Source organism: Novosphingobium capsulatum NBRC 12533, from assembly GCF_001598375.1.
In the GTDB taxonomy this organism is placed as follows: domain Bacteria; phylum Pseudomonadota; class Alphaproteobacteria; order Sphingomonadales; family Sphingomonadaceae; genus Novosphingobium; species Novosphingobium capsulatum.
On record NZ_BCYV01000004.1, the window covers coordinates 1 to 21,227 of the forward strand.

The following is a 21,227-nucleotide window of genomic DNA, read 5'->3' on the forward strand; positions in this document are numbered from 1 at the left end:
TCGGCCTTGGCCGCCATCGTTATTCCAACCCGGGCGACCTTGGCCGCCGTTGTTGTTCCAGCCGGGACGGCCTTGGCCGCCGTCGTTGTTCCAACCGGGCCGGCCGGGGCCACGATCCCCGCCGGGCGCATTGCCCTGCCAACCGGGCTGCGGCGGCTGGCCAGGCTGCGGCACGGCATGGCCGCCGCGCCAGCCACCGGGCTGGCCTTGCCAGCCGCCTTGCGGACCACGCGGGGCCTGCTGGGGCGCCTGCTGCTGGGGCTGCATCTGCGGCATCGGGCGCGGTTGCCCGCCACCCTGGAAACCGCCCCCGCGCGGTTGGCCACCGCCGGGGAAGCCGCCGCCATGCGGCTGGCCACCGCCACGGTTTTCACCGCCGCGGTGATCGCCATGATCATCGGCAAAGGCCGTAACAGGAACGGCGGCTGCCAGCGAGGCAACGGCCAGCGCCGCGCCGATCTTCGTTGTCCATTTTCTACTGGCGGCCATGGCCGTCTCCCTTTCGAACGTGTTTTCAGGAAATGTCGCGCGATGGCATTGGTTTCCCATCACTTGCCAATAGTGATAGAGCATTGCCGCTGTCACATCGCTGAACCGAATGGATAGCCCGCCGTTCATATTGGTAACGCCGTTGATAAAACGGCCCAATCGTTCATCTTTGCAATCTCGCATTGTCCGCGCCACACCATCACTATGAATAATCTGGATGAAATTCTTGGCGATGCCCAGGCGCGGCTCGATGCCGTCGTCGCCGATCGGCATGCGGCCATGCATTGTCCCGTGGTGGGCACACCCGATGGCGAGATGCGGATCATGGTATTGCGTGCAGTGGCACCTGATTTGGCAGCGCTGCGTTTTCACACCGATGCACGCAGCCCCAAGGTGGCGACGATCGCCCGATACGGCCGTGCCAGCGTGCTGGCCTATGATCCGGCGGCGCGCGTGCAGTTGCGCCTGGCCGGGTCGGCACGGATCGAGCAGCACGGCGCCTTGGCCGATGCCGCCTGGGATGCTGCGGCGGTGTTCAGCCGCCGCTGCTATCTGGCCACGCATGGCCCGGGCGCACCGCTGGCAGAGGCAGGCAGCGCGCTGCCTGCCGATCTGCTGGGCCGCCGGCCAACTCTTGAGGAAACCGAGGCCGCGCGCGATGTTTTCGCGGTGCTGGTGATGGAGCCTGATACGCTCGACTGGCTCAGGCTGGACGCGCAGGGCGGGGTGCGTGCGCGCTTTGAGCGCGGGGAGCAGAGCTGGGTGGGGAACTGGGTGGCGCCTTAGTGGCGCTTGGGTTCCACCACCCCCAAACCCCCTCCTCTGAAGAGGAGGGGGCTTTTAGATCAGCGTCTTAACTCCCCCTCCTCTTCAGAGGAGGGGGGCGGGGGGTGGTGCGAAACCTAACGCAGCCTGATCAGCGCGTCAGCTTCTTGTACGCCAGGCGCGTGGGACGATCGGCCGCATCGCCCAGGCGGCGGCGCTTGTCTTCTTCGTACATGGCAAAGTTGCCTTCGAACCATTCGACGTGGCTGTTGCCTTCGAACGCCAGGATGTGGGTGGCCAAGCGATCGAGGAAGAAGCGGTCGTGGCTGATGACCACGGCGCAGCCGGCGAAGTTTTCGATGGCTTCTTCCAGCGCCGCGAGCGTTTCCACGTCGAGGTCGTTGGTCGGTTCGTCGAGCAGCAGCACGTTGCCGCCCTGCTTGAGCATCTTGGCCATGTGCACGCGGTTGCGTTCACCGCCCGAGAGCTTGCCGACGTTCTTCTGCTGGTCCTGGCCCTTGAAGTTGAACGCGCCGACATAGGCACGGGTCGAAGTGTCGAACCCGTTGACCTTCATGTAGTCGAGCCCGTCGGAGATTTCCTCCCACACGTTCTTCTTGGGATCGAGATGGTCGCGGCTCTGGTCGACATAGCCCAGGCGCACGGTCGAGCCGATGTCGATCTCACCGGTGTCGGGGGTTTCCTGGCCGGTGATCAGCTTGAACAGGGTCGACTTACCCGCGCCGTTCGGCCCGATCACCCCCACGATGCCGCCGGGCGGCAGCATGAACGAGAGGTTTTCGAACAACAGCTTGTCGCCATAGGCCTTGGAAATGTTCTTGGCCTCGATCACCTTGCCGCCCAGGCGCTCGGGCACCTGGATGACGATCTGGGCCTTGCCGGGCGAGCGGTTTTCCTGGCTGGCGACCAGTTCCTCGAACTTCTTGATACGCGACTTCGACTTGGTCTGGCGGCCCTTGGTGCCGGCGCGGATCCATTCGAGTTCGTCGTTGATCGCCTTCTGGCGGCCGGTCGCCTCGCGGTCTTCCTGCTCCAGGCGCTTGGCCTTCTTTTCCAGGTAGGTCGAGTAGTTGCCTTCGTAGGGGAAGTACTTGCCCCGGTCGAGTTCGAGGATCCAGCCGACCACGTTGTCCAGGAAGTAGCGGTCGTGGGTGATCATCAGCACCGCGCCGGCATATTCCTTGAGATGGTTTTCCAGCCATTCGACGCTTTCAGCGTCGAGGTGGTTGGTCGGTTCGTCGAGCAGCAGGATCGACGGCTTTTGGATCAGCAGGCGAGTCAGCGCGATGCGGCGCTTTTCACCGCCCGAGAGGCTTTCCACCGACCAGTCGCCCGGCGGGCAGCGCAGCGCTTCCATCGCGATTTCAAGCTGGTTGTCGAGCGTCCAGCCATCGACCGCGTCGATCTTGCCCTGCAGGTCGCCCATTTCGTCCATCAGCGCGTCGAAATCGACGTCTTCTGGCGGATCGGCCATGATGTTGGAAATCTCGTTGAAGCGATCGACCAGGTCGGCCACTTCGCGCGCGCCTTCCTTGACGTTTTCCAGCACGGTCTTGGTGGGATCGAGCTGCGGCTCCTGCGGCAGGTAGCCCACGGTGATGTGCTCACCCGGCCATGCTTCGCCCGTGAAGTCCTTGTCGATGCCGCCCATGATCTTCATCAGCGTGGACTTGCCGGCGCCGTTGGGGCCGACGATGCCGATCTTGGAGCCCTGGTAGAACTGCAGGTTGATGTTGTTGAGCACCGGCTTTTGCGCGCCGGGGAAGGTTTTCGTCATGTTCTTCATGACGTAGGCGTATTGGGCGGCCATCTGAGGGTCCTTGCGCGAGACAGAACGTTTGGCAAAACGTGCGAAATTGTCCCGCGCTCTACAGGGCGCGCCCAAGTTGGGCAAGCACTTGGGGATGCCCGGCGCCAGGCTGGTCAAGCGGTGAGACAGGCGATGTCCGCAGGCGGGGTTGCCTCACCAGCCAGGCCCAGCGCTGCCGCGTCGAGCACTTCCCAGGTCTCGTTGGCGCGGCAACGGATCGTCGCTGCGGGCAACTGCCGCGAGGTGGCCTGGGTGCGTAGCGCCTGAAGCGGCACGCGCTCGACCGAGCACAGCATATCGACCAGAAAGGCCCGGCGCTGGCCGGCCATGCCGACCACCACCATGATCGCTTCGTCCACGGCCGCGGTGCGCGAGCAGCCAAGGCGCGCGGCGAGATCGAGCACGGGCGTTGGCCGGTCGCGATGCAGGAACACGCCCGATAATGGAAATTGCCCGGCCAGCGGCAAGAGCGGCTGTTCGCCCGGCAGCACCGCTTCCACTGCGCCCAGCGGCAGGGCATAGCGCGCCTCGCCCAGGCGAAAAGTGAGCCAGGCATTGGCCGTGCTGGTGGTGCCGGTGGCAGCGGGCAATCCGCGCAGGCGCTGGTGCCCATCGGTATCCTCGGGCGCGACCGGCACCTGCATGGCTGCCACTTCTGCCAGGCGCGGATCGCCGGTAATCGCCGTCGCGGACAGGTGCAGCACCGGCTGGCCGCCCAGGTCGACCAGGGCATGGGCGCCGCCAGTGCCGGCAATGCCGATCGCACCCAGCGCGGCGCCGGCATGGCGCGGCAATTGGCGGATGTCGTCCACCCCGTCGATCAGCAGCGCGGCCCGGGCGCGGGTGCCGGCTGCGCTATCTGCCGGGCCGACGTGGATGACCACGGCGGCGCTGCGCCCCGGCGTGCGGCCGAGGCTGCCAATGCCGGCCAGGCGCAGGGTGTCGACCGCCGGCACAGCCACGCCGTTCCACGCCAGCGACCCCACCCACAGCGCGTTGGTCACCGGTGGCGGAGCAAGGGCGGATTCGGGCAGCGTGGCGACGATGGCATGGGCATCGAGCGCCAGGCGCTGCCCACCGGCGCGGAACACCAGGCAGGTCACCTTGTCACCCGCGCCATGGCCCAGGCGGTGTTCCTGGCGCTGCCCGGCAAGGCTGTCGGGCACCAGGGGCAGGCCCGGCATGGCGGCGAGTTGCGCGGTATCGAGCACGACCCCGCGCGTGTCGCCGTGCAGGAAGCCAGCGGCGGCAAGACGGTGGAGCGGCGCGTCGTCAGGATAGTGCAGGGCGCCCAGCGCGCTTTCGGGCAGGCGGGCAATGCCTTCGATGCAATCGAGCAGAAGGCCGGTAACGCCGCCTTGGTGCCGCACGATCGCGACGATGCCATCGTGCACGCATGCCGGGGCCAGGCCCAGCATCAGCCCCATGTCGATGACGGGGATGATCGCCCCACGCACCGCGATGGCCCCGGCCAGATCGGGCCGGGTGATCGGAAAGGGCAAGAGCTGCGCCGGCCGGGGTACCACCTCGCGGATCGCTGCGGTCGCCATCGCCAGCGTGATGCCGGCTACCTGCAACAGGCCATAGAGGCGCGAGGTTGCGGCTGGCCCGGCCGGTTCAGGCGGGGTCATGGGCGGCGGCGGCCAGTTCCTGGATCAGGGTGACGATGTGGCGCGCCACCTCGTCCTGGGCCAGGGCAGAGCGGGTGATCACTTCGATCGCAGAGCTGGTGTCACCCACGCTGGCGGCGATCGCACTGAACGCGCTTTGTGCAGCCTGGGCGCGCTCGGTGCCCATGCCGATGCGCACCAGGCTTTCCTCGATCAGCCGGCTGATATCGCGCGCAGCGGTGCTGCTGCGTTCGGCCAGCTTGCGCACCTCGCCCGCCACCACGGAAAAGCCGATGCCATGCTCGCCGGCGCGCGCTGCCTCGATCTCGGCGTTGAATGCCAGCAGGTTGGTCTGCCCCGCGATTTCGGAAATGACGCGCACGATCTCGGCAATCCCGGTGGCCGATTTCTGGATCAGTTCGATCGATTCGAGCGCAGACTTGAGCGCCACGCCGCCTTCATCAGCCTTCGTCTCGGTCAGATTGGCCAGCTTGTTGGCGGTTTCGGTGCTGCGGTTGATTTCCTCGATGGTGCGGCCGAGGCGATCGGCCACGCCGGCGGTTTCCTGCGATCGCGCGGCGATTTTCTGCTCCAGGCGCACCTGCTCGGTCACGTCCGTAGCGTATTTGACGATGCGGCGCGGCTTGCCGCGCAGGTCGAGCACGGGATTGTATGTCGCCTGGATCCACACATCGCGGTTGTGCTTGCCCACGCGGTGAAACCGGCCCGACTGGAATTGCCCCTGGTTGAGCGCAATCCAGAAATCGGCATATTCGCGGGTGCGGACAAATTCGGGCAGGCAGAACATCGCGTGATGCTGGCCCAGGATCTCGCGCGGGGAATAGCCCATGACCGACAGGAAATTGTCGTTGGCGCTGACCACGTTGCCATCCAGATCGAATTCCACCACGGCCATGGCGCGGTCGATCGCTTCCAGCTTGGCTTCGTATTCGGCGGTGGACAGGCGCTCGGCGGTGATATCATAGGCAATCTTGAGCACCCGCTCCAGCTTGCCATCGGCACCGCGGATCGGGGTGTAGGAGGCGCGCACCCAGATATCCGTCTCGTTCTTGCCCACGCGCTTGTAGGCGCCATGGCACACCTGGTCGCGGCGCAGGTCGGCCCACAACTCGCGATAGGCATCCGAGGCGGCCGTGTCCTTGTCGCAGAACAGCGTGTGCGACTGGCCCATCACCTCGGCCAGGGTATAGCCGGTCAGCTTGAGATAGTTTTCGTTGGCGGCCACCACTTCGCCATCCATGGTGAATTCCACCAGGGCCACGGCGTGATCGAGTGCGCCGAGCTTGGCCTGCGCGTTGAACCGCGCCAAGCCATCGCGGCTGATGTCGATGCCCACCGCCAGGATGCGCGTGGGCAGCCTTTCGGCGGTATCGAGACGCGTGAACGCCAGGCGCACCCACACCGGCGGACGATCCTGCACCGCCAGGCGCAGCGCGGCAACCTGGCCCTGGCCATCGGTCAGGCGCTGCCAGAAGGCCGGCTCCGTGCTGGGGTCCTGCAAACCCTCGTGGCAAAGATTGTGATAGCGCCGCCCGACAAGGTCTTCGGCCGGCTCGCCCAGCAGATGGGCAAAGTTTTCGTTGGCGCCGATGATCACGCCGTCGCCGGTGAACTCGCACAGCAGCAGCGCGCGTTCGATCGCGTCGTTGCGCTGCACGGTCGCGTTTTCCTGCGCGCGCTTGCGATCGGTGGCGGAAATCGGTGTCTGGTCCGTCATGGCCTGAAAACCCCCAGTTCAAAACCCCATCCCCGGGGGTCGCGCGCGTTGTGCCGTGTGGGTGGTGGTGTAACCAGGCCATGGTTGATCGCGCTTGTCCCCGCGCCTGCGCATTGCCACGCAGTATCGGCCACAGGATGCCATGCGCAATTCCGGGCTTGATTATGTCAATTGAATAAGTAGACAAACAGGGCAAATGCCCAGCGACCAGAGGATGCCATGAGCGACACAACGCCAGAAACCCGCACGCCCCGTCCCGAAACCCTGGCCCTGCATGCCGGCTGGCGTGCCGATCCGGCCACCGGCGCGGTGGCCGTGCCAATCTACCAGACCACCTCGTATCAGTTCGACAGTACCGAGCAGGCCGCCAACCGCTTTGCCCTCAAGGAACTCGGGCCAATCTATACGCGGCTGGGCAATCCGACGACCGACGTGCTGGAACAGCGGGTGGCGGCGCTGGAGGGCGGGGCCGCTGCGGTGGCCGTGGCATCGGGCCAGGCGGCCTCGACCTATGCCGTGCTCAACCTGGCGCGGGCGGGTGACAATATCGTCAGTTCCACCGATCTCTACGGCGGCACCTGGAACCTGTTTGCCAACACGCTCAAGGATCTGGGCATCGAGGTGCGCTTTGTCGATCCGGCCGATCCGGAAGGGTTTGCCCGCGCGACCGACGACCGTACCCGCGCCTATTACGCCGAAAGCCTGCCCAATCCCAAGCTGGTGGCCTTTCCGATTGCCGAAGTGGCGGCAATCGGGCGCAAGCTGGGTGTGCCGCTGATCGTCGACAATACTGCCGCCCCGCTGCTGATCCGCCCGTTCGACCATGGCGCGGCAGTGGTGGTCTATTCCTCGACCAAGTATCTGGGCGGGCATGGCACCTCGATCGGCGGCCTGATCGTGGATGGCGGGAATTTCGCGTGGGACGAATTTCCCGAACGGCAGCCGCTCTTCAACCTGCCCGATCCCAGCTATCACGGCGCGGTGTGGGCGCGCGACATCAAGCCGCTGGGGCCGATCGCCTATGCCATCCGCGCCCGCGTGATCCTGCTGCGCGACATGGGCGCGGCGCTGTCGCCGTTCAACGCGTTCCAGCTAATCCAGGGGATCGAAACGCTGCCGCTGCGGATCGAGCGGCACAGCCAGAACGCGGCGGCGGTGGCGCAATGGCTTTCCGGCCATGCCAAGGTAACGCGCGTGATCCATCCCTCGCTGGCCCAGGGCCGCGCGGCAGACCTGGCCGCGAAATATCTGCCGCACGGGGCAGGGGGGCTGGTCGGCTTCGAACTGGCCGGTGGTGCCGATGCCGGGCGGGCGTTCATCGATGCACTCAAGCTGTTCTACCACGTTGCCAATATTGGCGATGCGCGCAGCCTGGCGATCCATCCGGCGTCTACCACCCATTCCCAGCTTTCTGCCGAAGAGCAGGCCGCTGCCGGGGTCAGCCCCGGTTATGTGCGCCTGTCGATCGGCATCGAGCACATCGACGATATCCTGGCCGATCTGGAACAGGCACTGGCGGGGGCGTGAATCGCATGTTTTGAACAGGCTGGCGGTTGACTTCGCAGGGGGGCGCGCAAATGTGGCGCACCCCCAACTCCTTCCGGGATTTGCCGATGCGCTCGTTGACCGCCCGCCTTTCTGCCGCCGCCGCCGTTCTCTCGCTTGCGCCCGCCATGGTGCCCACCCTGGCCCACGCCGCGGCGCCTGCACCCGATGTGGCCTGGGATCTGGTGCGCGACCTGACCACGCAGGTCGGCCCGCGTCCCGCTGGCAGCCCGGCCGAGGCCCGCGCCCGCGAGTGGGCCGCCGCCCGCCTCAAGCAGCTGGGCTTCCAGAACGTGGCAATCGAGCCGTTCACCATGCGCGCCTATCGCCGCGGGATCGACAAGGCCGAACTCGTCGGCTTTGCCGCGCAGCCGCTGGCGATCACCGCGCTGGGCTATTCCGGCGCCACGCCCGAGGCGGGCATCACCGCGCCGCTGGTCTACTTCCCCTCGCTCGCCGCGCTGGAAGCGGCGCCCGATGGTTCGCTGTCCGGCAAGATTGCCTTTATCGATCATGCCATGGCGCCAACCCAGGATGGCAGCGGCTATGGCCCCTATGGCAACGTGCGGCGCAAGGGGCCGGGCGTGGCCGTGGCCAAGGGCGCGCTGGCGGTGGTGATCCGCTCTGTCGGCACCGACAAGCACCGTAACCCGCACACCGGGGTGATCAGCTGGGCCAAGGGCGTGAAGCCCATTCCCGCCGGCGCTGTTTCAAATCCCGATGCCGATCAGATTGCGCGGCTCGCCGCCACCGGCCAGCCGCTCAAGCTGCACCTGACGCTGACCGGCCAGATCATCGACAATGCGCCTTCGGGCAACGTGGTGGGCGAATTGCCAGGTCGCGATCCTTCGCTGCCGCCGGTGCTGGTGGCGTGCCACCTCGATAGCTGGGATCTGGGCACCGGGGCGATCGACGATGGCGCCGGCTGCGCCATCGTGGCTGGCGCGGCGCTGGGCGCGCAGACCAGCGGGCCCGATGGCGGCAAGCCGCTGCGCACGATCCGCGTGCTGTTTGCCGGTAGCGAGGAAGTGGGCGGCTTTGGCGGCGAAGCCTATGCGCAAAAGCATGGCAAGGAGCCGCATGCCCTGGCGATGGAAAGCGATTTCGGCGCAGACCGGGTATGGCGGGTGATCACCAATTTCGCTCCGTCAGCCGATGCGGTGAAGGCGCGCCTGCTGGCCGCGCTCAATCCGCTGGGCGTGGTGCCGGGCGATGGCACGGCCAATGGCGGCGAAGATGTGGGCGCGATCATTGCCGCGCAAAAGCTGCCGGTGGTGGACCTGAACCAGGACGGCACCCGCTATTTCGATCTGCACCACACGCCCGATGATACGCTGGACAAGATCGATCCGGCCACGTTGGCGCAGAACGTGGCCGCCTGGCAGAGCACGCTAGCGATCATCGCCAACGAGCCTGGGCCGATCGCCGCGCGTTAAGCAGCGCGCGCTGGCCCGCCAGGGCGGTGATCAGCCTGCCTGGTCAGCCCTGGCGGACAAGCGTTTCGGGGAACAGCACCACGGTGGTTACGCCGGGATTGGCCGCCCCGTCGGCGCCGCTGCGCACGCGGTGGCTGCCGCCCAGCTGCGCCACCAGCCCGGCAATGATCGCCGTGCCCAGTCCGCGCCGGGTGCGCACGCCACCCGGGATATGATCGGCCGGATCGGTGGCCGGCATGCCGCGGCCATTGTCTGCCACGGTCAGGCACAGCCGGGCATCATCGACCCGTTCCAGCCGCACGTCGATGCGCCCGGGCTGGCCAGGCGCAAAGGCATGCTTGAAGCTGTTGGCGAGCAGTTCGGTCAGCAGCAGCACCAAAGGCAGCAGGCGGCCCACCTCTAGCCGCACATCCTCGGCCACCACGTCCACGTCCACCGCATCGGCATCGGCCATTTCGCGCGCCAGGTTCACGGCTGAGGCCAGGATTTCGCTGATCGGCTTGGTCTGCACGGCCGGATCATAGAGCTGGCGATGCACCCGGCCCATCATCTCGATGCGCTGGTCCGCGCGATCGATCAGCGGCAGCGCGAGCGCGGGGTTGCGTTCGATCTGGCGTCGCTGCAGCCGCAGCATCGAGGCGACAGAGGCCAGGTTATTGGCCACGCGGTGCTGCAATTCTTTGAACAGCAAGGCTTGGTTTGCCGCCATCTCGGCCAGGCGCGCTTCGCTTTCCTCCAACTGCCGCTGGCGGCGGGTGAGGCCATCGATCAGCACGATGTCTACCGCCACCACGCCGGTGTAGAACAGCATGGCCGTGGCAACCTGGGTGTTGATGGCAAAGCTGAATTCGGGCGGCACGAAAAAGTACCACGCCGCAAGGCCACTCAATATGGCGCAAACCATGCCAGGGCCGCGCCCGGCAATGAACGTGGCGATGATGACCGCAGGAAAGAACGTCAGGAACGGAAAGCCGGGCGGAAACAGATCATCGGCCACCCAGCGCAGCGACAGCGCGAGCACGAACAGAAGCACGCCCACGGTATAGCGGGTGGCAGGTCTGCAGGCTTGCAGGCCGCGGATGGACCAGAGCGGGGGGCGCGGCGCAGACGTCATTCCTTCCAGCATTGCCCGATGGCGCACCCCAGCGCAACCGTCGGCTCGACACGGCTGTCCAGCCCGTCCTAAAGGGCATGAGGCGTGGGCGATGGCCGCAGTGCATCACCGCGCGGCGCGCAAGTGGCATGGAGAGCATGGGATGGCAGAAGGCAACAGCGGGATCGGCGATGTGCGCGCAGCAGCACAGGCGCTCGCGCCCAAGATCGTGTCCTTGCGCCGCGCCATCCATGCCGAACCGGAACTGGGCCTGCACAACCCAGCCACGCGTGACAAGATCCGCGCCGCCCTGGCGCATCTGCCGCTGGAATGGGCGCAGGGGCCATCGACGACGGGATTGGTTGCCACCTTGCGTGGCGGGGCCGTGCCGGCTGGCGCGGATCGGCCCTGCGTTCTGCTGCGTGGCGATACCGACGCCTTGCCCATGCAAGAGGAAACCGGGCTCGATTTTGCCTCCACCATTCCCGGCGCGATGCATGCCTGCGGGCATGATACCCATGTCGCGATGCTGGCCGGTGCGGTGGAACTGCTGGCCGCGCGGGCGGAAGGCCTGGCGGGCGATGTGCGCTTCATGTTCCAGCCCGGAGAAGAAGGGCACCATGGCGCGCGCTTCATGATCGAGGATGGGCTGCTGGGCGATCCGCTGCCCGATGCGGCCTTTGCGCTGCACATCATGCCCAACAGCCGGCATGGCCTGGTGGCCGGGCGGACCGGCGCGCTGATGGCCTCGGCCGACCAGTTCGAGATCGTGGTGGAGGGGCGCGGCGGTCATGCCTCGATGCCGCACGATGCGCTCGATCCCGTGCCGGTGGCGTGCGAGATCGTGAGCGCGATCCAGGCCATGGTCACGCGGCGGTTCTCGGTGGCCGATCCGGTGGTGGCCACGGTGGCGCGGATCGAGGCGGGCAGCGCGCACAACGTGATCGCCGATCGCGCGCGCATGATCGGCACCTTGCGCACCCTGTCGCCCGGCAACCGCACGCGTCTGCGTGAGGCGCTGGAAACCTGTGCCACGCATGTTGCCGCAGCCCACGGCCTGACCGCGCAGGTCACGCTGCACGAAGGCTTTCCCGTGACGATGTGCGATGCCCGCGCAGTGGCTTTGGGCGAAGCGGTGGCCCGCGATCTGGCCGGGCCCGAGGCCTTTGTGCGGCTGGACCACGCCATCATGGCCGCCGAAGACTTTTCCTATGTGCTCGAACAGGTGCCCGGCGCCATGTTCTTCCTGGGCGTGGCGCATGAGGGGGCGGACTGGCGCCATGCCTGCGGGATCCATTCCACCCGCATGGTGGTGGATGAAGCGGCCCTGCCGACGGGCACCGCCCTGCTCGCCGGGTGCGCGCTGCGCTATCTGTCGCAGGGTTTTGCCGGTTTGCAGGTGTAGCGCAAAATTTTCGCTATCGCGGGGAACCGCTCCCGGCCCTGGCGCATTTTGCCGCCATTAAGTGGCATTCTGCCATGGGTCGAGAGAACATCAGGAACAAACGTTTGTCGAGTGACAGGGCAGATCAGGCGCCGGAGCGCCCGGACGAGGCCACGAAGGCGGGTGAAGCCGCGAGCGGCGACGACAGGGCGTTTTACGATGCCGGCGGCGCTGGGCAGTCTGCTGGCCCGCAACGTGCAAGCCAGGCCGGTGGCGCCTATGACGACAGCGCCGAACGGTTCCTTGCCAACCATCCTGACGATGCTTTTATCGGTGCCTCTGGCGTGCTGTTCGAGCAGGCCATGGCCCAGACCCGCATGGCCGTCTGTCTGTGCGATCCGCATACGCCCGACGCCCCGATCGTCTTCGTCAACCGCGCGTTCCGCTGGCTGACGGGCTATGAAGAACATGAGATCATTGGTCGCAACTGCCGCTTCCTGCAGGGGCCGGGAACCGATCGCAGCGCTGTTGCCCGTATTCGTCAGGCAGTCGAAAACGAAGACGTGGTGGTGGTGGAACTGCTCAATTATCGCAAGGACGGTTCAGCGTTCTGGAACGCGCTGCACCTGGGCCCGATCTATGACGCGCAGGGGCGCCTGATCTATTATTTCGGCAGCCAGTGGGACGTGTCCGACGTGCGCGCCGCCCGCGCCGACGAACGCCACGCCCGCGAATTGGCGCGCGAACTGTCGCACCGCATGAAGAACATGTTCGCGGTGATCGGCGGCATCGTCAACTTTACCGGGCGCAGCCGCGGAATCGAGGTTGAGGCGCGCGAGATCAACGATCGCATCCAGGCCCTGGGCCGCGCCTATGAAACCACGCTGGACGAGGCATCGAGCGGGTCGATCGAAGTCGGCCAGGCGATCCGTTCGGTGCTGTCGCCTTATGACCCGGATGGAAAGCGCATTCATTTCAAGGGCAACGGGTTACGCAGCGATTTCTCCGCAGTTTCCGTGCTTGGCCTGTCGCTCCACGAACTGGCGGTGAACGCGGCCAAGCATGGCGCGCTCAGCAGCGATGGTGGCGAGGTTACGGTTGCCTGGCAGAAGAACGGTTCCAGCGAGGCACCCACGATCGTGATCGACTGGATCGAACAGGGCGGGCCGGCGGTAAACCCGCCCGAAAACAACGCGGAGGCGCCCACCATGGGGATCGTCGACCGCATGCTGCACATGGCAAGGGGCAACATCATGCGTGACTGGCATCCCGATGGATTGAGGGCAAGGCTGCGCGTTCCCCTGCGCGAGGACGCAGTCTGATGGGCCAGTCGTGTTGCCCGAATGATGGTTGTCGCGTGCTGGTGCTCGATGACGAGCCCCTCATTCTGCTCGATCTGGAATTTGCGGTGGAGGACGCAGGTTGCGTTCCGCTGACCGCGCTTGAACTGGCCGAAGCGCTGGCAATTGCCGAGAGCGAGCACATCGTCGCGGCCATTCTCGATGTCTCGCTCGCTCATGGCCAGACCTGCGCGCCGGTGGCCAAGGCGCTGGCGGAACGTGGCGTGCCCTATGTCCTGCACACCGGTGATCTTGATCGCATGGATGAAGCCGTGCGCAAGCTAGGCGGCGTGCTGGTGCCCAAGCCCACACCGGCGGCGGTTGTCGTCAGCCGCGCCCTGGAAGGCGTGACGCAGCGCCAGGGTGCCTGAGCCTAGGCGTATCCGCGCTCTGGTTTAACCGCACGCAAGTTTTGCTTGGGCTGGTGTTTTTCCCGACCAGCCCCTATCTCGCGCGCCATCGGAAGGAGTTTCCATGGCGACGACGCACAAGACCCGCATGCTTATCATCGGTTCCGGCCCGGCAGGCCTGACGGCGGCCATCTATGGCGCGCGCGCCGGGATGGAGCCGATCGTGGTGCAGGGGCTGCAGCCCGGCGGGCAGCTGACCATCACCACAGATGTCGAAAACTATCCCGGCTTCCGCGACGTGATCCAGGGCCCCTGGCTGATGCAGGAAATGGAAGCGCAGGCGCAGCATGTCGGCACGCGGATGATGTGGGACACCATCACCGATATCGATCTGGCCGGCCCTCCGTTCCGCGCCGTGGGCGACAGCGGCGATATCTATGAAGCCGATACCCTGGTGATCGCCACCGGTGCCCAGGCCAAGTGGCTGGGCGTACCGGGCGAACAGCTGCTGTCGGGCAAGGGTGTTTCGGCTTGCGCCACCTGCGACGGGTTCTTCTATCGTGGCAAGAAGGTGGTGGTGATCGGCGGCGGCAACACTGCCGTGGAAGAAGCACTCTACCTCACCAACCATGCCGAGCATGTCACGCTGATCCACCGTCGCGACAGCTTGCGTGCCGAACGCATCCTGCAACAGCGCCTGCATGCCCATCCCAAGATCAGCGTGTTGTGGAACAAGGCCGTGGCCGCGTTTTCCGGCGATCCGATGGCTGGCGGCCTCAAGGCGGTGGAACTGGTCGATACGGTGACCGGCGAAGGCAGCCGCGTGGAAACCGACGGCGCGTTCGTCGCCATCGGCCATGCGCCGGCCACCAGCCTGTTTGCCGGCAAGCTCGCGCTCGATGAAAGCGGCTATATCGTGGTTGAACCCGGTACGCCCAAGACCGCCATCCCCGGCGTGTTCGCCTGTGGCGACGTGATGGACCACACCTATCGCCAGGCGGTGACGGCGGCGGGCACCGGCTGCATGGCCGCGCTCGACGCCGAACGCTTTGTGGCAGAGCTGGACTTTGCCACCGGGCAACTGACCCAGGCCTAATCGCCCAGCGCGGCAAGCACCTGGTGCAACAGCCATTCCGGCGCATCGGCAAAGGAATGGCTGGTACCAGGGTGGCCGATCACGCGTGGATCGGCGCCCCAATGGCTGGCAAACAACTGCGCCGTGCGATCACCCTGCGCCAGCAGGATCGTGACCTTGCCGCAATAGCTGGCCAGCGCGGCGCGCATTTCTTCTGCCAGCGCTGAAGCCGCCTGGGGCGCGGCGGCGGTGCGCAGCCCGCCCGCCAGCTTGCCCAGCGCCACCTTGCCGGCCAGCAGGCGGGCCCATTGGCGCGGATCGGCCAGGCGGCGCAGATAGTGGCGGCGCAGGGCGGCGGCAGAATGAACCGGCGCCTTTTCATTTTCTCCGCCCACCGTCCAGGGATTGGCCAGGATCAGCCCGTCGAGGCCGGGCAACGTGGCGGCATGGAGCATCAGCGCGCTGGCGGCATCGCAATTGCCCAAGGCGACCACGCGCTTCACATGTGGCGCGGCGGCGCGGAATGCGGCCAAGGCGGCGGCAATATCGGGGCCACTGGCCCGAAAACCCCGGTTTTCGCCTTCGCTATCGCCCACGCCGCGCCGGTCGAAGCGGAACACCGGCACGCCTTCGCGGGCCAGTGCGGCGCCAAGCCAGGCCTGGCCGCCCCAGGCGCCACTGCGAATCTCGTTGCCGCCCGATACCAGCAACAGGCCGCTGGCGCCGCTGGCCAGGCCCATGTCGAGCGTGCCCAGCAACTGTGCGCCCTCGCACGAAAAAGGGATGACGCTACGGTTCATGCCGCCAGGTCTGTCACGATCCGCGCGGCCAGCGCGGCGGCGAGCGCGGGGGCCGGGGCCGGTTCCTGGCGCAGCCACGGCGCTGCACCGGTCACGCCCAGATCGCCGACCGCGAGCACCTGATGCCCTTCGCCCTGGCTGCGCGCGCCGTGAAGCCCGGCGATCAGCGCCGCGCCACAGCGGTAGCCGCCCAGCATGATGCCTGTGGCCCGCCCGGTTTCCAGCAGCGTGGTGGCGGTGGTGTCCTCTCCCTGTGCCCGCGCAGCGAGCATGGCGGCGCGCAGCAGCGGGCGCAGCACGGCATCGCCATCGAGTGGCGCCAGCGCCCAGCCGGGCAGGGTGGGTGGCGCGACCAGTGCCCCGCCGCGCAGCGCCAGGACATGGCTGGCGGAGAAATGACGCGCCGCCGCCGCCATGGCCGCGCGCCAGGCGTTGAGGCTTTGCGCGGAAAAATCCTGCACGCTTTCGCCGCAGCCGGGCAGATCGGGCAGCATCGCTGCCACGCCCGCCGCGCCCAGATCACGCAGCAACGTGGCGAGCATGGCCCGCGTGCGGTTCATTTCATCAAACAGCGGCGGCACGATCAGCAGCCGCGCCAATGGCGCAGCGCCATCGGTGGCCAGGGCCCATTCGCCGTCCGCCCCCGATCCGGGGCAGGGCCAGCGCAGCGGGCCGAGCGGTTCAGCCACGGCCCTGCTTGCGCGCGACGAAGGCCAGCAGCGCGCCATAGGTTTCGAGCAGATCGCCGTCGATCTCATCCTCTTCGAGGATGAAGCCGAAGCTGTCTTCCAGCGCGGTGAAGAGGCCCGCCACCGCCATCGAATCGAGTTCGGGCAGCGCGCCGAACAGCGGCGTCTGTGCCGTGAACGCGGCCACCCGCGCCGGGGCCAGCCCCAGCACATCGGCGAGAAGCGCGCGCAGATCGGCGTCGAGCGAAGCGGGAAGCGTGTCGGTCATGCCTGGCGCCTTACCCATCGCCCGGCGGCGGGGCAAGCAGCGCGCGCCCGGCCAGGCGGCGGGCCAGCCCACGCGCCAGCGCCGGCCAGTGGCGCCATGCTGTGGGATGCTGCGCGCGCAGCCGCCAGCGGGTGCGGGTTTGATCCATCCAGTCTGCCTTGTAGGGATCATCGCCCGTGCCGAAATCGATCGCCGCGACGCGATCATGGTCGATCACGTGGGCAAACAGCGCGGCCGACAGCAGCGTTCCAGGCGACGCGGCGCGCGCATCGTCGCGGTGGGCGAGCTTGTGGATGAACGCGGTGCCGTGCTCCACACTCCACAATTGCGCGGCCACCGGCTGCCCGTCGATTGTTGCCAGGCCCAGCCGCAGCGCGCCGGCCGCGCTTTCGGCCTGGGCAAAGGCGCGCAGCAGCGCGGGATCGCCCTCTGCCGGTTTCCAGCTGGCGGCATAGACTGCCTCATAGGCGGCCCAGTCGGCCGGATCGAAGCGGGTGGCGACGCGGCACTCCACCACCCCGCGCGCGCCCTTGCGCCGCACCGTGGCGCGCAGGGCGCCGGGGCGGGTGGCCCACCACTGGGCAAAATCCTGTCCCCAGAGCACGAGGTGCCGGTTGACGTGGGCCGGTTCGACCGTGGCAATCCAGCCAGCGGCGCGGAATGCGCGCGCCATCCAGCCGGCCTCTGGCGCGGGCAGCGGGGCAAAATCGATCGCGCCGTGGCGCGCCAGATCGCGTGCGATGGCGGCCAGCAGCACTTCGGCGCGATCGGCCGTGGTGGTGAGCGGGCGCGCCCAGAAACTGTACCAGTTGGTGCAGGCGGCAAGCCCCTGGGGCGTTGCCAGCAGGGGCAGGGCAAGCAGCGCGCCTTCCCCGTGGGCCGCCAAGCCCGGCTCTTCCGCCACGGCCAGGAACGCACGCCCCGGCGCACGGGCGGCAATCAGGTCCAGCCAGTCTGCCCGGTCAAACGGTCCGCCAACAGCCCCGCGCGCCATCAGCGCGGCAAGGCGCGGATGGTCTTGCACTTGGGCAAGTTCGGCATGATAGACCCGGCAGGCCACGCTTTGCCTGGTTCCCTTTCCTTGTTCCGTCAGGAGTGCCGTGACGCCTTTGCCCGACCCTGCCGTTCACCCGCTGGACCATCTTGCCCTGCGCGGCAAGCGTGATGCGCCCGCGCTGGTGCTCAAGGATGAGGTGCTTAGCCACGAGGGGTTAAATCGCCGTGTAGGGCAATTGGCGAGTTGGCTGGCAGCGCAGCCGGGAGTAGAGCCAGGGGCGCGGGTGGCGACGTGGCTGGGCAAGGGACTGATCGCCTGCATCATGCCCTTGGCGGCGGTGCGCGCGGGGCTGGTGCATGTGCCGATCAACCCGGTGCTGCGCCGGGCGCAGGCCGCGCATATCCTGGCAGACAGCGGTGCGGCGCTGCTGCTGGGCAATCTTGGTCGGCTGGAAACCCTGTTGCCTGGCGATGCCGCAGCCGCCACCGCCCATGATGAAGTGGCGGTGCTTGCCGCGCTCGATGCCCAGCAACCGATGCCACCCTCGGCAGCGCCGCCGCACAGCCTGGCGGCGATCCTCTATACCAGCGGTTCCACCGGCAAGCCCAAGGGCGTCATGCTCAGCCAGGCCAACCTGTGGCTCGGCGCGATCAGCGTGGCGCATTACCTGGGGCTTGCGGCCGACGATCGCGTGCTGGCGGTGCTGCCGCTGGCGTTCGATTATGGCCAGAATCAGTTGCTGTCGGCCTGGGCGGCGGGGGGCTGCGCCGTGCCGCTCGATTACCTGATGCCGCGCGATGTGGTGCGCGCCGTGACGCGCCACGGCATTACCACGCTGGCCGGGGTGCCGCCGCTGTGGCTGCAACTGATCGAATGCGCCTGGCCGGATCACGCCGCGCAAACCCTGCGCCGGCTGACCAACAGCGGTGGGGCGCTCACCCCCGATCTGGTGCGGCGCCTGCGCACGCTGTTTCCCGCCGCGCGCCTGTTTGCGATGTATGGCCTGACCGAGGCGTTCCGCTCCACCTATCTCGATCCAGCGCTGATCGATGCGCACCCCACCGCGATCGGCACGGCGATTCCCTTTGCCGAGGTCATGGTGGTGAGCGATGCCGGCACCGCGGCGGCCGACGGGGAAGAGGGCGAACTGGTGCACGCCGGGCCGCTGGTGGCGCAAGGCTATTGGCAGGATGATGCGCGCACGGCCGAGCGCTTTCGCCCGGCGCCGGCTTTTTCGCAGATGGGCGGCGTCGCGGTGTGGTCTGGCGACAGGGTGCGGCGCGATGCCCAGGGGCTGCTCCATTTCGTGGGCCGGCGCGACGCCATGATCAAGACCTCGGGCCACCGCGTCAGCCCGCAAGAGGTGGAGGAGGCCGCGCTTGCCACTGGCCTTGTGGCCGAAGTGGTGGCGCTGGGCCTGCCCGATGCGGCGCTGGGCCAGGCGATCCACCTGGTCTGCCGTGCCACGCCCGGCGCGGGGGAAGACGATGCCGCGCTGCGCGCCGCCATGGCCCAGGATGTGCCGGCCTTTATGCTGCCGCGCGCGGTGCACTGGCGCGCGGCGCTGCCGCTTTCGGCCAATGGCAAGCATGATCGCGCCGGGCTTTACGCCGATCTTTACCATGCCTTGACTGGCAGGGCATAAGACCCCGGCAGATGAAACCGCTTGGCCCCATTCCCCCGCATTTCCCCGTCCAGGGGGCAGACCTGATGATCGCCGGGCGCCCGGCGCGCGCCTGGGCGCAGGAGCACGGCACGCCGCTGTTTGTCTATGACGCGGCCGTGGTGCGCGCGCGCGTGGCAGAACTGCGTGCCGCGCTGCCGCCGGCCGTGCGGCTGCACTACGCGGTCAAGGCCAATCCCTTTGGCCCGCTGCTGGCGCTGCTGGCGGGCCTGGTTGACGGGTTTGACATCGCCTCTGCCGGGGAACTGGCGCTGCTCGCCGCACAGGGCATCGATCCGGCGCGCGCCGGGTTTGCCGGGCCGGGCAAGCGCGATGCAGAGATTTCCGCCGCGATCGCCGCCGGTGTCACGCTGCATTGCGAATCCGCGCGAGATGTGGAGCGTGCCCTGGCGCTCGGCGCAGAGGCAGGGCAGCGGCCCCGCCTGGCGATTCGCGTCAATCCCGATTTCGACCTGCGCGGTTCGGGCATGAAGATGGGCGGCGGCGCGCGGCCCTTTGGCGTGGACGCGGAAAATGTGCCGCCGCTGGCCCGCCGCATCGTGGCCGCCGGGGCAGACTGGCGCGGTTTTCACATCTTTGCCGGCAGCCAGGCGCTTGATGCCGAGGCGGTGATCGCCACCCAGGCCGCGACGCTCGACCTGGCGCTGCGCCTGGCGCAAGAGGCGGGCGTACCGCTGCCGGCGCTCAATCTGGGCGGCGGTTTTGGCATCCCCTATTTCCCGGGCGATACGCCGCTCGATCTGCCCGCCGTGGGCGCGGCTCTGGCGCAGGAGTTGGAGCGCCACGCCGCGCAGCTGCGCGACACGCGGCTGGCGGTGGAACTGGGCCGCTATCTGGTGGGAGAGGCCGGCGTCTATCTGGCGCGGGTGATCGAACGCAAGGAAAGCCGGGGTGAGGTGTTCCTCGTCACCGATGGCGGGCTGCACCACCAACTGGCTGCCAGCGGCAATTTCGGCACCGTGGTACGGCGCAACTATCCGCTGGCGCTGGCCACGCGCATGGATGCCCCGGCCGATGAGGTGGCCAGCGTGGTGGGGTGCCTGTGCACCCCGCTCGATCGGCTGGCAGACCGTGCGGCCTTGCCTGTGGCGGCCGAAGGCGATGTGGTGGCGGTGTTCTGTGCCGGTGCCTATGGCGCCACGGCGAGCCCGGCGGCGTTTCTGGGGCATGGTCCGGCGACGGAAATCCTGGCGGAAAGCGCCGCACACACGGTGGGTTAATCTTTGCCCGGGCACCCGTCCCGAATTGGGACCGGGCGACCAAGCGCCTTGTCGGGAAAGCCCGTTGGCAACAAGGATAACCGTATCTTCACCCTTTTTGTCGATAGCCGATGATGAAGGTCGCAGGTCTCGATGGTCCCGATAGGGGACACTACGTGGGCCGGCGCAAGAGCCAGACAAAGGAATCGATTGCGATGCCGTTCCATTCCGGCCCAGCCCTGAACGCCGCACGGCCCGCAGGCCCGCGCAGGCGTCTTGCCCGCCTGGGCCTGGGAACGGCGTGCCTGTCGCTGATGCTCACCGGTTGTGCCGGCGGCGCCCATGGCCCGCAATTGCCGCCCGCCGCGTTCGTGGCGCTGCAGGAAGGTCCGGGCGAGGAATACGTGATCGGCCCGCTCGATGAATTGACCATTTTCGTGTGGCGCAACCCTGAACTGGGTGCCTCGGTGCAGGTGCGGCCCGATGGGCGCATCACCACGCCGCTGATCACCGACATGCCCGCCGTGGGCAAGACGCCCTCGATGTTGGCCGAGGATATCAAGCTGCAGCTGTCGCAGTATATTCAAGAACCGATCGTCTCGGTGATCGTCAACAAGTTTGCCGGCACGTTCAGCCAGCAGGTGCGCATCGTGGGCGCCACCGAAAAGCCGGCCTCGATCCCCTATCGCGCCAACATGACGCTGCTCGATGCGATGATCGCGGTGGGTGGGCTTTCGGAATATGCCGCCGGCAACCGCGCGCGGCTGGTGCGGTTTGACAAGACCACCGGCAAGCAGACCGAATATGCCGTGCGCATCGGTGATCTGTTGCGCAAGGGCGATACCAAGGCCAATGTCATGCTGATGCCCGGCGACGTGATCATCATTCCCGAAAGCACGTTCTGACGATGGCGCGGGGGCACCACACCAGGCCG

18 protein-coding genes and 1 pseudogene are annotated in these 21,227 nt (G+C 67.4%); 10 read left to right on the forward strand and 9 right to left on the reverse strand.

What is annotated here, in order from left to right:
• A pseudogene (locus SCA01S_RS01030) lies at window positions 1-489 on the reverse strand (hypothetical protein); the annotation flags it as partial.
• 204 nt (window positions 490-693) lie between these two features.
• Here SCA01S_RS01030 and SCA01S_RS01035 point away from each other — a divergent pair.
• Window positions 694-1,275 (forward strand): PNPOx family protein, encoded by a 582-nt coding sequence (locus SCA01S_RS01035; protein WP_062782036.1) that lies wholly within the window; start codon window positions 694-696, stop codon window positions 1,273-1,275.
• A gap of 130 nt (window positions 1,276-1,405) precedes the next feature.
• Here the strand turns inward: SCA01S_RS01035 and ettA are convergent, their stop codons facing one another.
• The 3 genes from ettA to SCA01S_RS01050 form a co-directional block, all read right to left on the reverse strand.
• Complete coding sequence (gene ettA, locus SCA01S_RS01040; protein ID WP_022675635.1) at window positions 1,406-3,085, reverse strand: energy-dependent translational throttle protein EttA; 1,680 nt, start codon at window positions 3,083-3,085, stop codon at window positions 1,406-1,408.
• Between the two features lie 113 nt (window positions 3,086-3,198).
• Window positions 3,199-4,716, reverse strand: coding sequence for a chemotaxis protein CheW (locus SCA01S_RS01045; RefSeq protein WP_062782039.1), 1,518 nt, complete (start codon window positions 4,714-4,716; stop codon window positions 3,199-3,201).
• Complete coding sequence (locus tag SCA01S_RS01050) at window positions 4,703-6,433, reverse strand: methyl-accepting chemotaxis protein (protein ID WP_062782041.1); 1,731 nt, start codon at window positions 6,431-6,433, stop codon at window positions 4,703-4,705. The genes SCA01S_RS01045 and SCA01S_RS01050 overlap by 14 nt, the downstream gene beginning before the upstream one ends.
• A gap of 219 nt (window positions 6,434-6,652) precedes the next feature.
• On the opposite strand from SCA01S_RS01050, the gene SCA01S_RS01055 reads away from it, so the two are divergent.
• Window positions 6,653-7,960: an O-acetylhomoserine aminocarboxypropyltransferase/cysteine synthase family protein gene (locus tag SCA01S_RS01055; protein WP_054132206.1), complete on the forward strand. Its 1,308-nt coding sequence runs from the start codon at window positions 6,653-6,655 to the stop codon at window positions 7,958-7,960.
• Window positions 7,961-8,046: 86 nt separating this feature from the next.
• Window positions 8,047-9,414, forward strand: coding sequence for a M28 family peptidase (locus SCA01S_RS01060; protein WP_062782044.1), 1,368 nt, complete (start codon window positions 8,047-8,049; stop codon window positions 9,412-9,414).
• A gap of 43 nt (window positions 9,415-9,457) precedes the next feature.
• Here SCA01S_RS01060 and SCA01S_RS01065 read toward each other — a convergent pair whose 3' ends face one another.
• On the reverse strand, window positions 9,458-10,528 hold the full coding sequence (locus SCA01S_RS01065; RefSeq protein WP_062782047.1) for a sensor histidine kinase: 1,071 nt from the start codon (window positions 10,526-10,528) through the stop codon (window positions 9,458-9,460).
• A gap of 142 nt (window positions 10,529-10,670) precedes the next feature.
• On the opposite strand from SCA01S_RS01065, the gene SCA01S_RS01070 reads away from it, so the two are divergent.
• The 4 genes from SCA01S_RS01070 to trxB all read left to right on the forward strand — a co-directional run bounded on the left by SCA01S_RS01070 (window position 10,671) and on the right by trxB (window position 14,677).
• Entirely contained in the window at window positions 10,671-11,912 is a 1,242-nt protein-coding gene (locus tag SCA01S_RS01070; RefSeq protein WP_062782248.1) for a M20 metallopeptidase family protein, read from the forward strand.
• A 104-nt stretch (window positions 11,913-12,016) separates the two neighbouring features.
• Window positions 12,017-13,213, forward strand: a complete 1,197-nt coding sequence (locus tag SCA01S_RS01075; RefSeq protein ID WP_022676193.1) for a PAS domain-containing protein — start codon at window positions 12,017-12,019, stop codon at window positions 13,211-13,213.
• Window positions 13,213-13,602, forward strand: coding sequence for a response regulator (locus SCA01S_RS01080; protein ID WP_022676194.1), 390 nt, complete (start codon window positions 13,213-13,215; stop codon window positions 13,600-13,602). The genes SCA01S_RS01075 and SCA01S_RS01080 overlap by 1 nt, the downstream gene beginning before the upstream one ends.
• Window positions 13,603-13,705: 103 nt before the next feature.
• Window positions 13,706-14,677 (forward strand): thioredoxin-disulfide reductase, encoded by a 972-nt coding sequence (gene trxB / locus SCA01S_RS01085; RefSeq protein ID WP_062782050.1) that lies wholly within the window; start codon window positions 13,706-13,708, stop codon window positions 14,675-14,677.
• Here trxB and SCA01S_RS01090 read toward each other — a convergent pair.
• Genes SCA01S_RS01090 through SCA01S_RS01105 form a run of 4 tightly spaced genes read right to left on the reverse strand, consistent with a single transcriptional unit; the run spans window position 14,674 to window position 17,473 of the window.
• Window positions 14,674-15,456: a hydrolase 1, exosortase A system-associated gene (locus SCA01S_RS01090; protein WP_062782053.1), complete on the reverse strand. Its 783-nt coding sequence runs from the start codon at window positions 15,454-15,456 to the stop codon at window positions 14,674-14,676. The two genes, trxB and SCA01S_RS01090, sit on opposite strands and share 4 nt — an antisense overlap.
• Window positions 15,453-16,145, reverse strand: a complete 693-nt coding sequence (locus SCA01S_RS01095) for an alpha/beta hydrolase family protein (protein WP_157088823.1) — start codon at window positions 16,143-16,145, stop codon at window positions 15,453-15,455. Before SCA01S_RS01095 ends, SCA01S_RS01090 begins: the two co-directional genes overlap by 4 nt.
• A complete protein-coding gene (locus SCA01S_RS01100; protein WP_054132212.1) occupies window positions 16,138-16,413 on the reverse strand; it encodes an acyl carrier protein in 276 nt (91 codons plus the stop codon). The genes SCA01S_RS01095 and SCA01S_RS01100 overlap by 8 nt, the downstream gene beginning before the upstream one ends.
• A 10-nt stretch (window positions 16,414-16,423) precedes the next feature.
• A complete protein-coding gene (locus SCA01S_RS01105) occupies window positions 16,424-17,473 on the reverse strand; it encodes a GNAT family N-acetyltransferase (protein ID WP_245652403.1) in 1,050 nt (349 codons plus the stop codon).
• 40 nt (window positions 17,474-17,513) lie between these two features.
• Here SCA01S_RS01105 and SCA01S_RS01110 point away from each other — a divergent pair, with 40 nt between their 5' ends.
• The 3 genes from SCA01S_RS01110 (at window position 17,514) to SCA01S_RS01120 (ending at window position 21,198) form a co-directional block, all read left to right on the forward strand.
• A complete protein-coding gene (locus SCA01S_RS01110; protein WP_062782056.1) occupies window positions 17,514-19,055 on the forward strand; it encodes an acyl-CoA ligase (AMP-forming), exosortase A system-associated in 1,542 nt (513 codons plus the stop codon).
• An 11-nt stretch (window positions 19,056-19,066) separates the two neighbouring features.
• Complete coding sequence (locus SCA01S_RS01115; RefSeq protein WP_062782059.1) at window positions 19,067-20,314, forward strand: pyridoxal-dependent decarboxylase, exosortase A system-associated; 1,248 nt, start codon at window positions 19,067-19,069, stop codon at window positions 20,312-20,314.
• A 293-nt stretch (window positions 20,315-20,607) separates the two neighbouring features.
• Window positions 20,608-21,198, forward strand: a complete 591-nt coding sequence (locus SCA01S_RS01120) for an XrtA/PEP-CTERM system exopolysaccharide export protein (protein ID WP_231627739.1) — start codon at window positions 20,608-20,610, stop codon at window positions 21,196-21,198.
• Window positions 21,199-21,227: the final 29 nt, after the last annotated feature.

What these genes read in the sequence shown, in the direction of transcription:
- trxB (WP_062782050.1), top strand. Translation starts at nt 13,706, where the DNA reads ATGGCGACGACGCACAAGACCCGCATGCTTATCATCGGTTCCGGCCCG.
- SCA01S_RS01045 (WP_062782039.1), bottom strand. Translation starts at nt 4,716, where the DNA reads ATGACCCCGCCTGAACCGGCCGGGCCAGCCGCAACCTCGCGCCTCTAT.
- SCA01S_RS01080 (WP_022676194.1), top strand. Translation starts at nt 13,213, where the DNA reads ATGGGCCAGTCGTGTTGCCCGAATGATGGTTGTCGCGTGCTGGTGCTC.
- SCA01S_RS01060 (WP_062782044.1), top strand. Translation starts at nt 8,047, where the DNA reads ATGCGCTCGTTGACCGCCCGCCTTTCTGCCGCCGCCGCCGTTCTCTCG.
- ettA (WP_022675635.1), bottom strand. Translation starts at nt 3,085, where the DNA reads ATGGCCGCCCAATACGCCTACGTCATGAAGAACATGACGAAAACCTTC.
- SCA01S_RS01100 (WP_054132212.1), bottom strand. Translation starts at nt 16,413, where the DNA reads ATGACCGACACGCTTCCCGCTTCGCTCGACGCCGATCTGCGCGCGCTT.
- SCA01S_RS01065 (WP_062782047.1), bottom strand. Translation starts at nt 10,528, where the DNA reads ATGACGTCTGCGCCGCGCCCCCCGCTCTGGTCCATCCGCGGCCTGCAA.
- SCA01S_RS01090 (WP_062782053.1), bottom strand. Translation starts at nt 15,456, where the DNA reads ATGAACCGTAGCGTCATCCCTTTTTCGTGCGAGGGCGCACAGTTGCTG.
- SCA01S_RS01120 (WP_231627739.1), top strand. Translation starts at nt 20,608, where the DNA reads ATGCTCACCGGTTGTGCCGGCGGCGCCCATGGCCCGCAATTGCCGCCC.
- SCA01S_RS01115 (WP_062782059.1), top strand. Translation starts at nt 19,067, where the DNA reads ATGAAACCGCTTGGCCCCATTCCCCCGCATTTCCCCGTCCAGGGGGCA.
- SCA01S_RS01055 (WP_054132206.1), top strand. Translation starts at nt 6,653, where the DNA reads ATGAGCGACACAACGCCAGAAACCCGCACGCCCCGTCCCGAAACCCTG.
- SCA01S_RS01070 (WP_062782248.1), top strand. Translation starts at nt 10,671, where the DNA reads ATGGCAGAAGGCAACAGCGGGATCGGCGATGTGCGCGCAGCAGCACAG.
- SCA01S_RS01035 (WP_062782036.1), top strand. Translation starts at nt 694, where the DNA reads ATGAATAATCTGGATGAAATTCTTGGCGATGCCCAGGCGCGGCTCGAT.
- SCA01S_RS01050 (WP_062782041.1), bottom strand. Translation starts at nt 6,433, where the DNA reads ATGACGGACCAGACACCGATTTCCGCCACCGATCGCAAGCGCGCGCAG.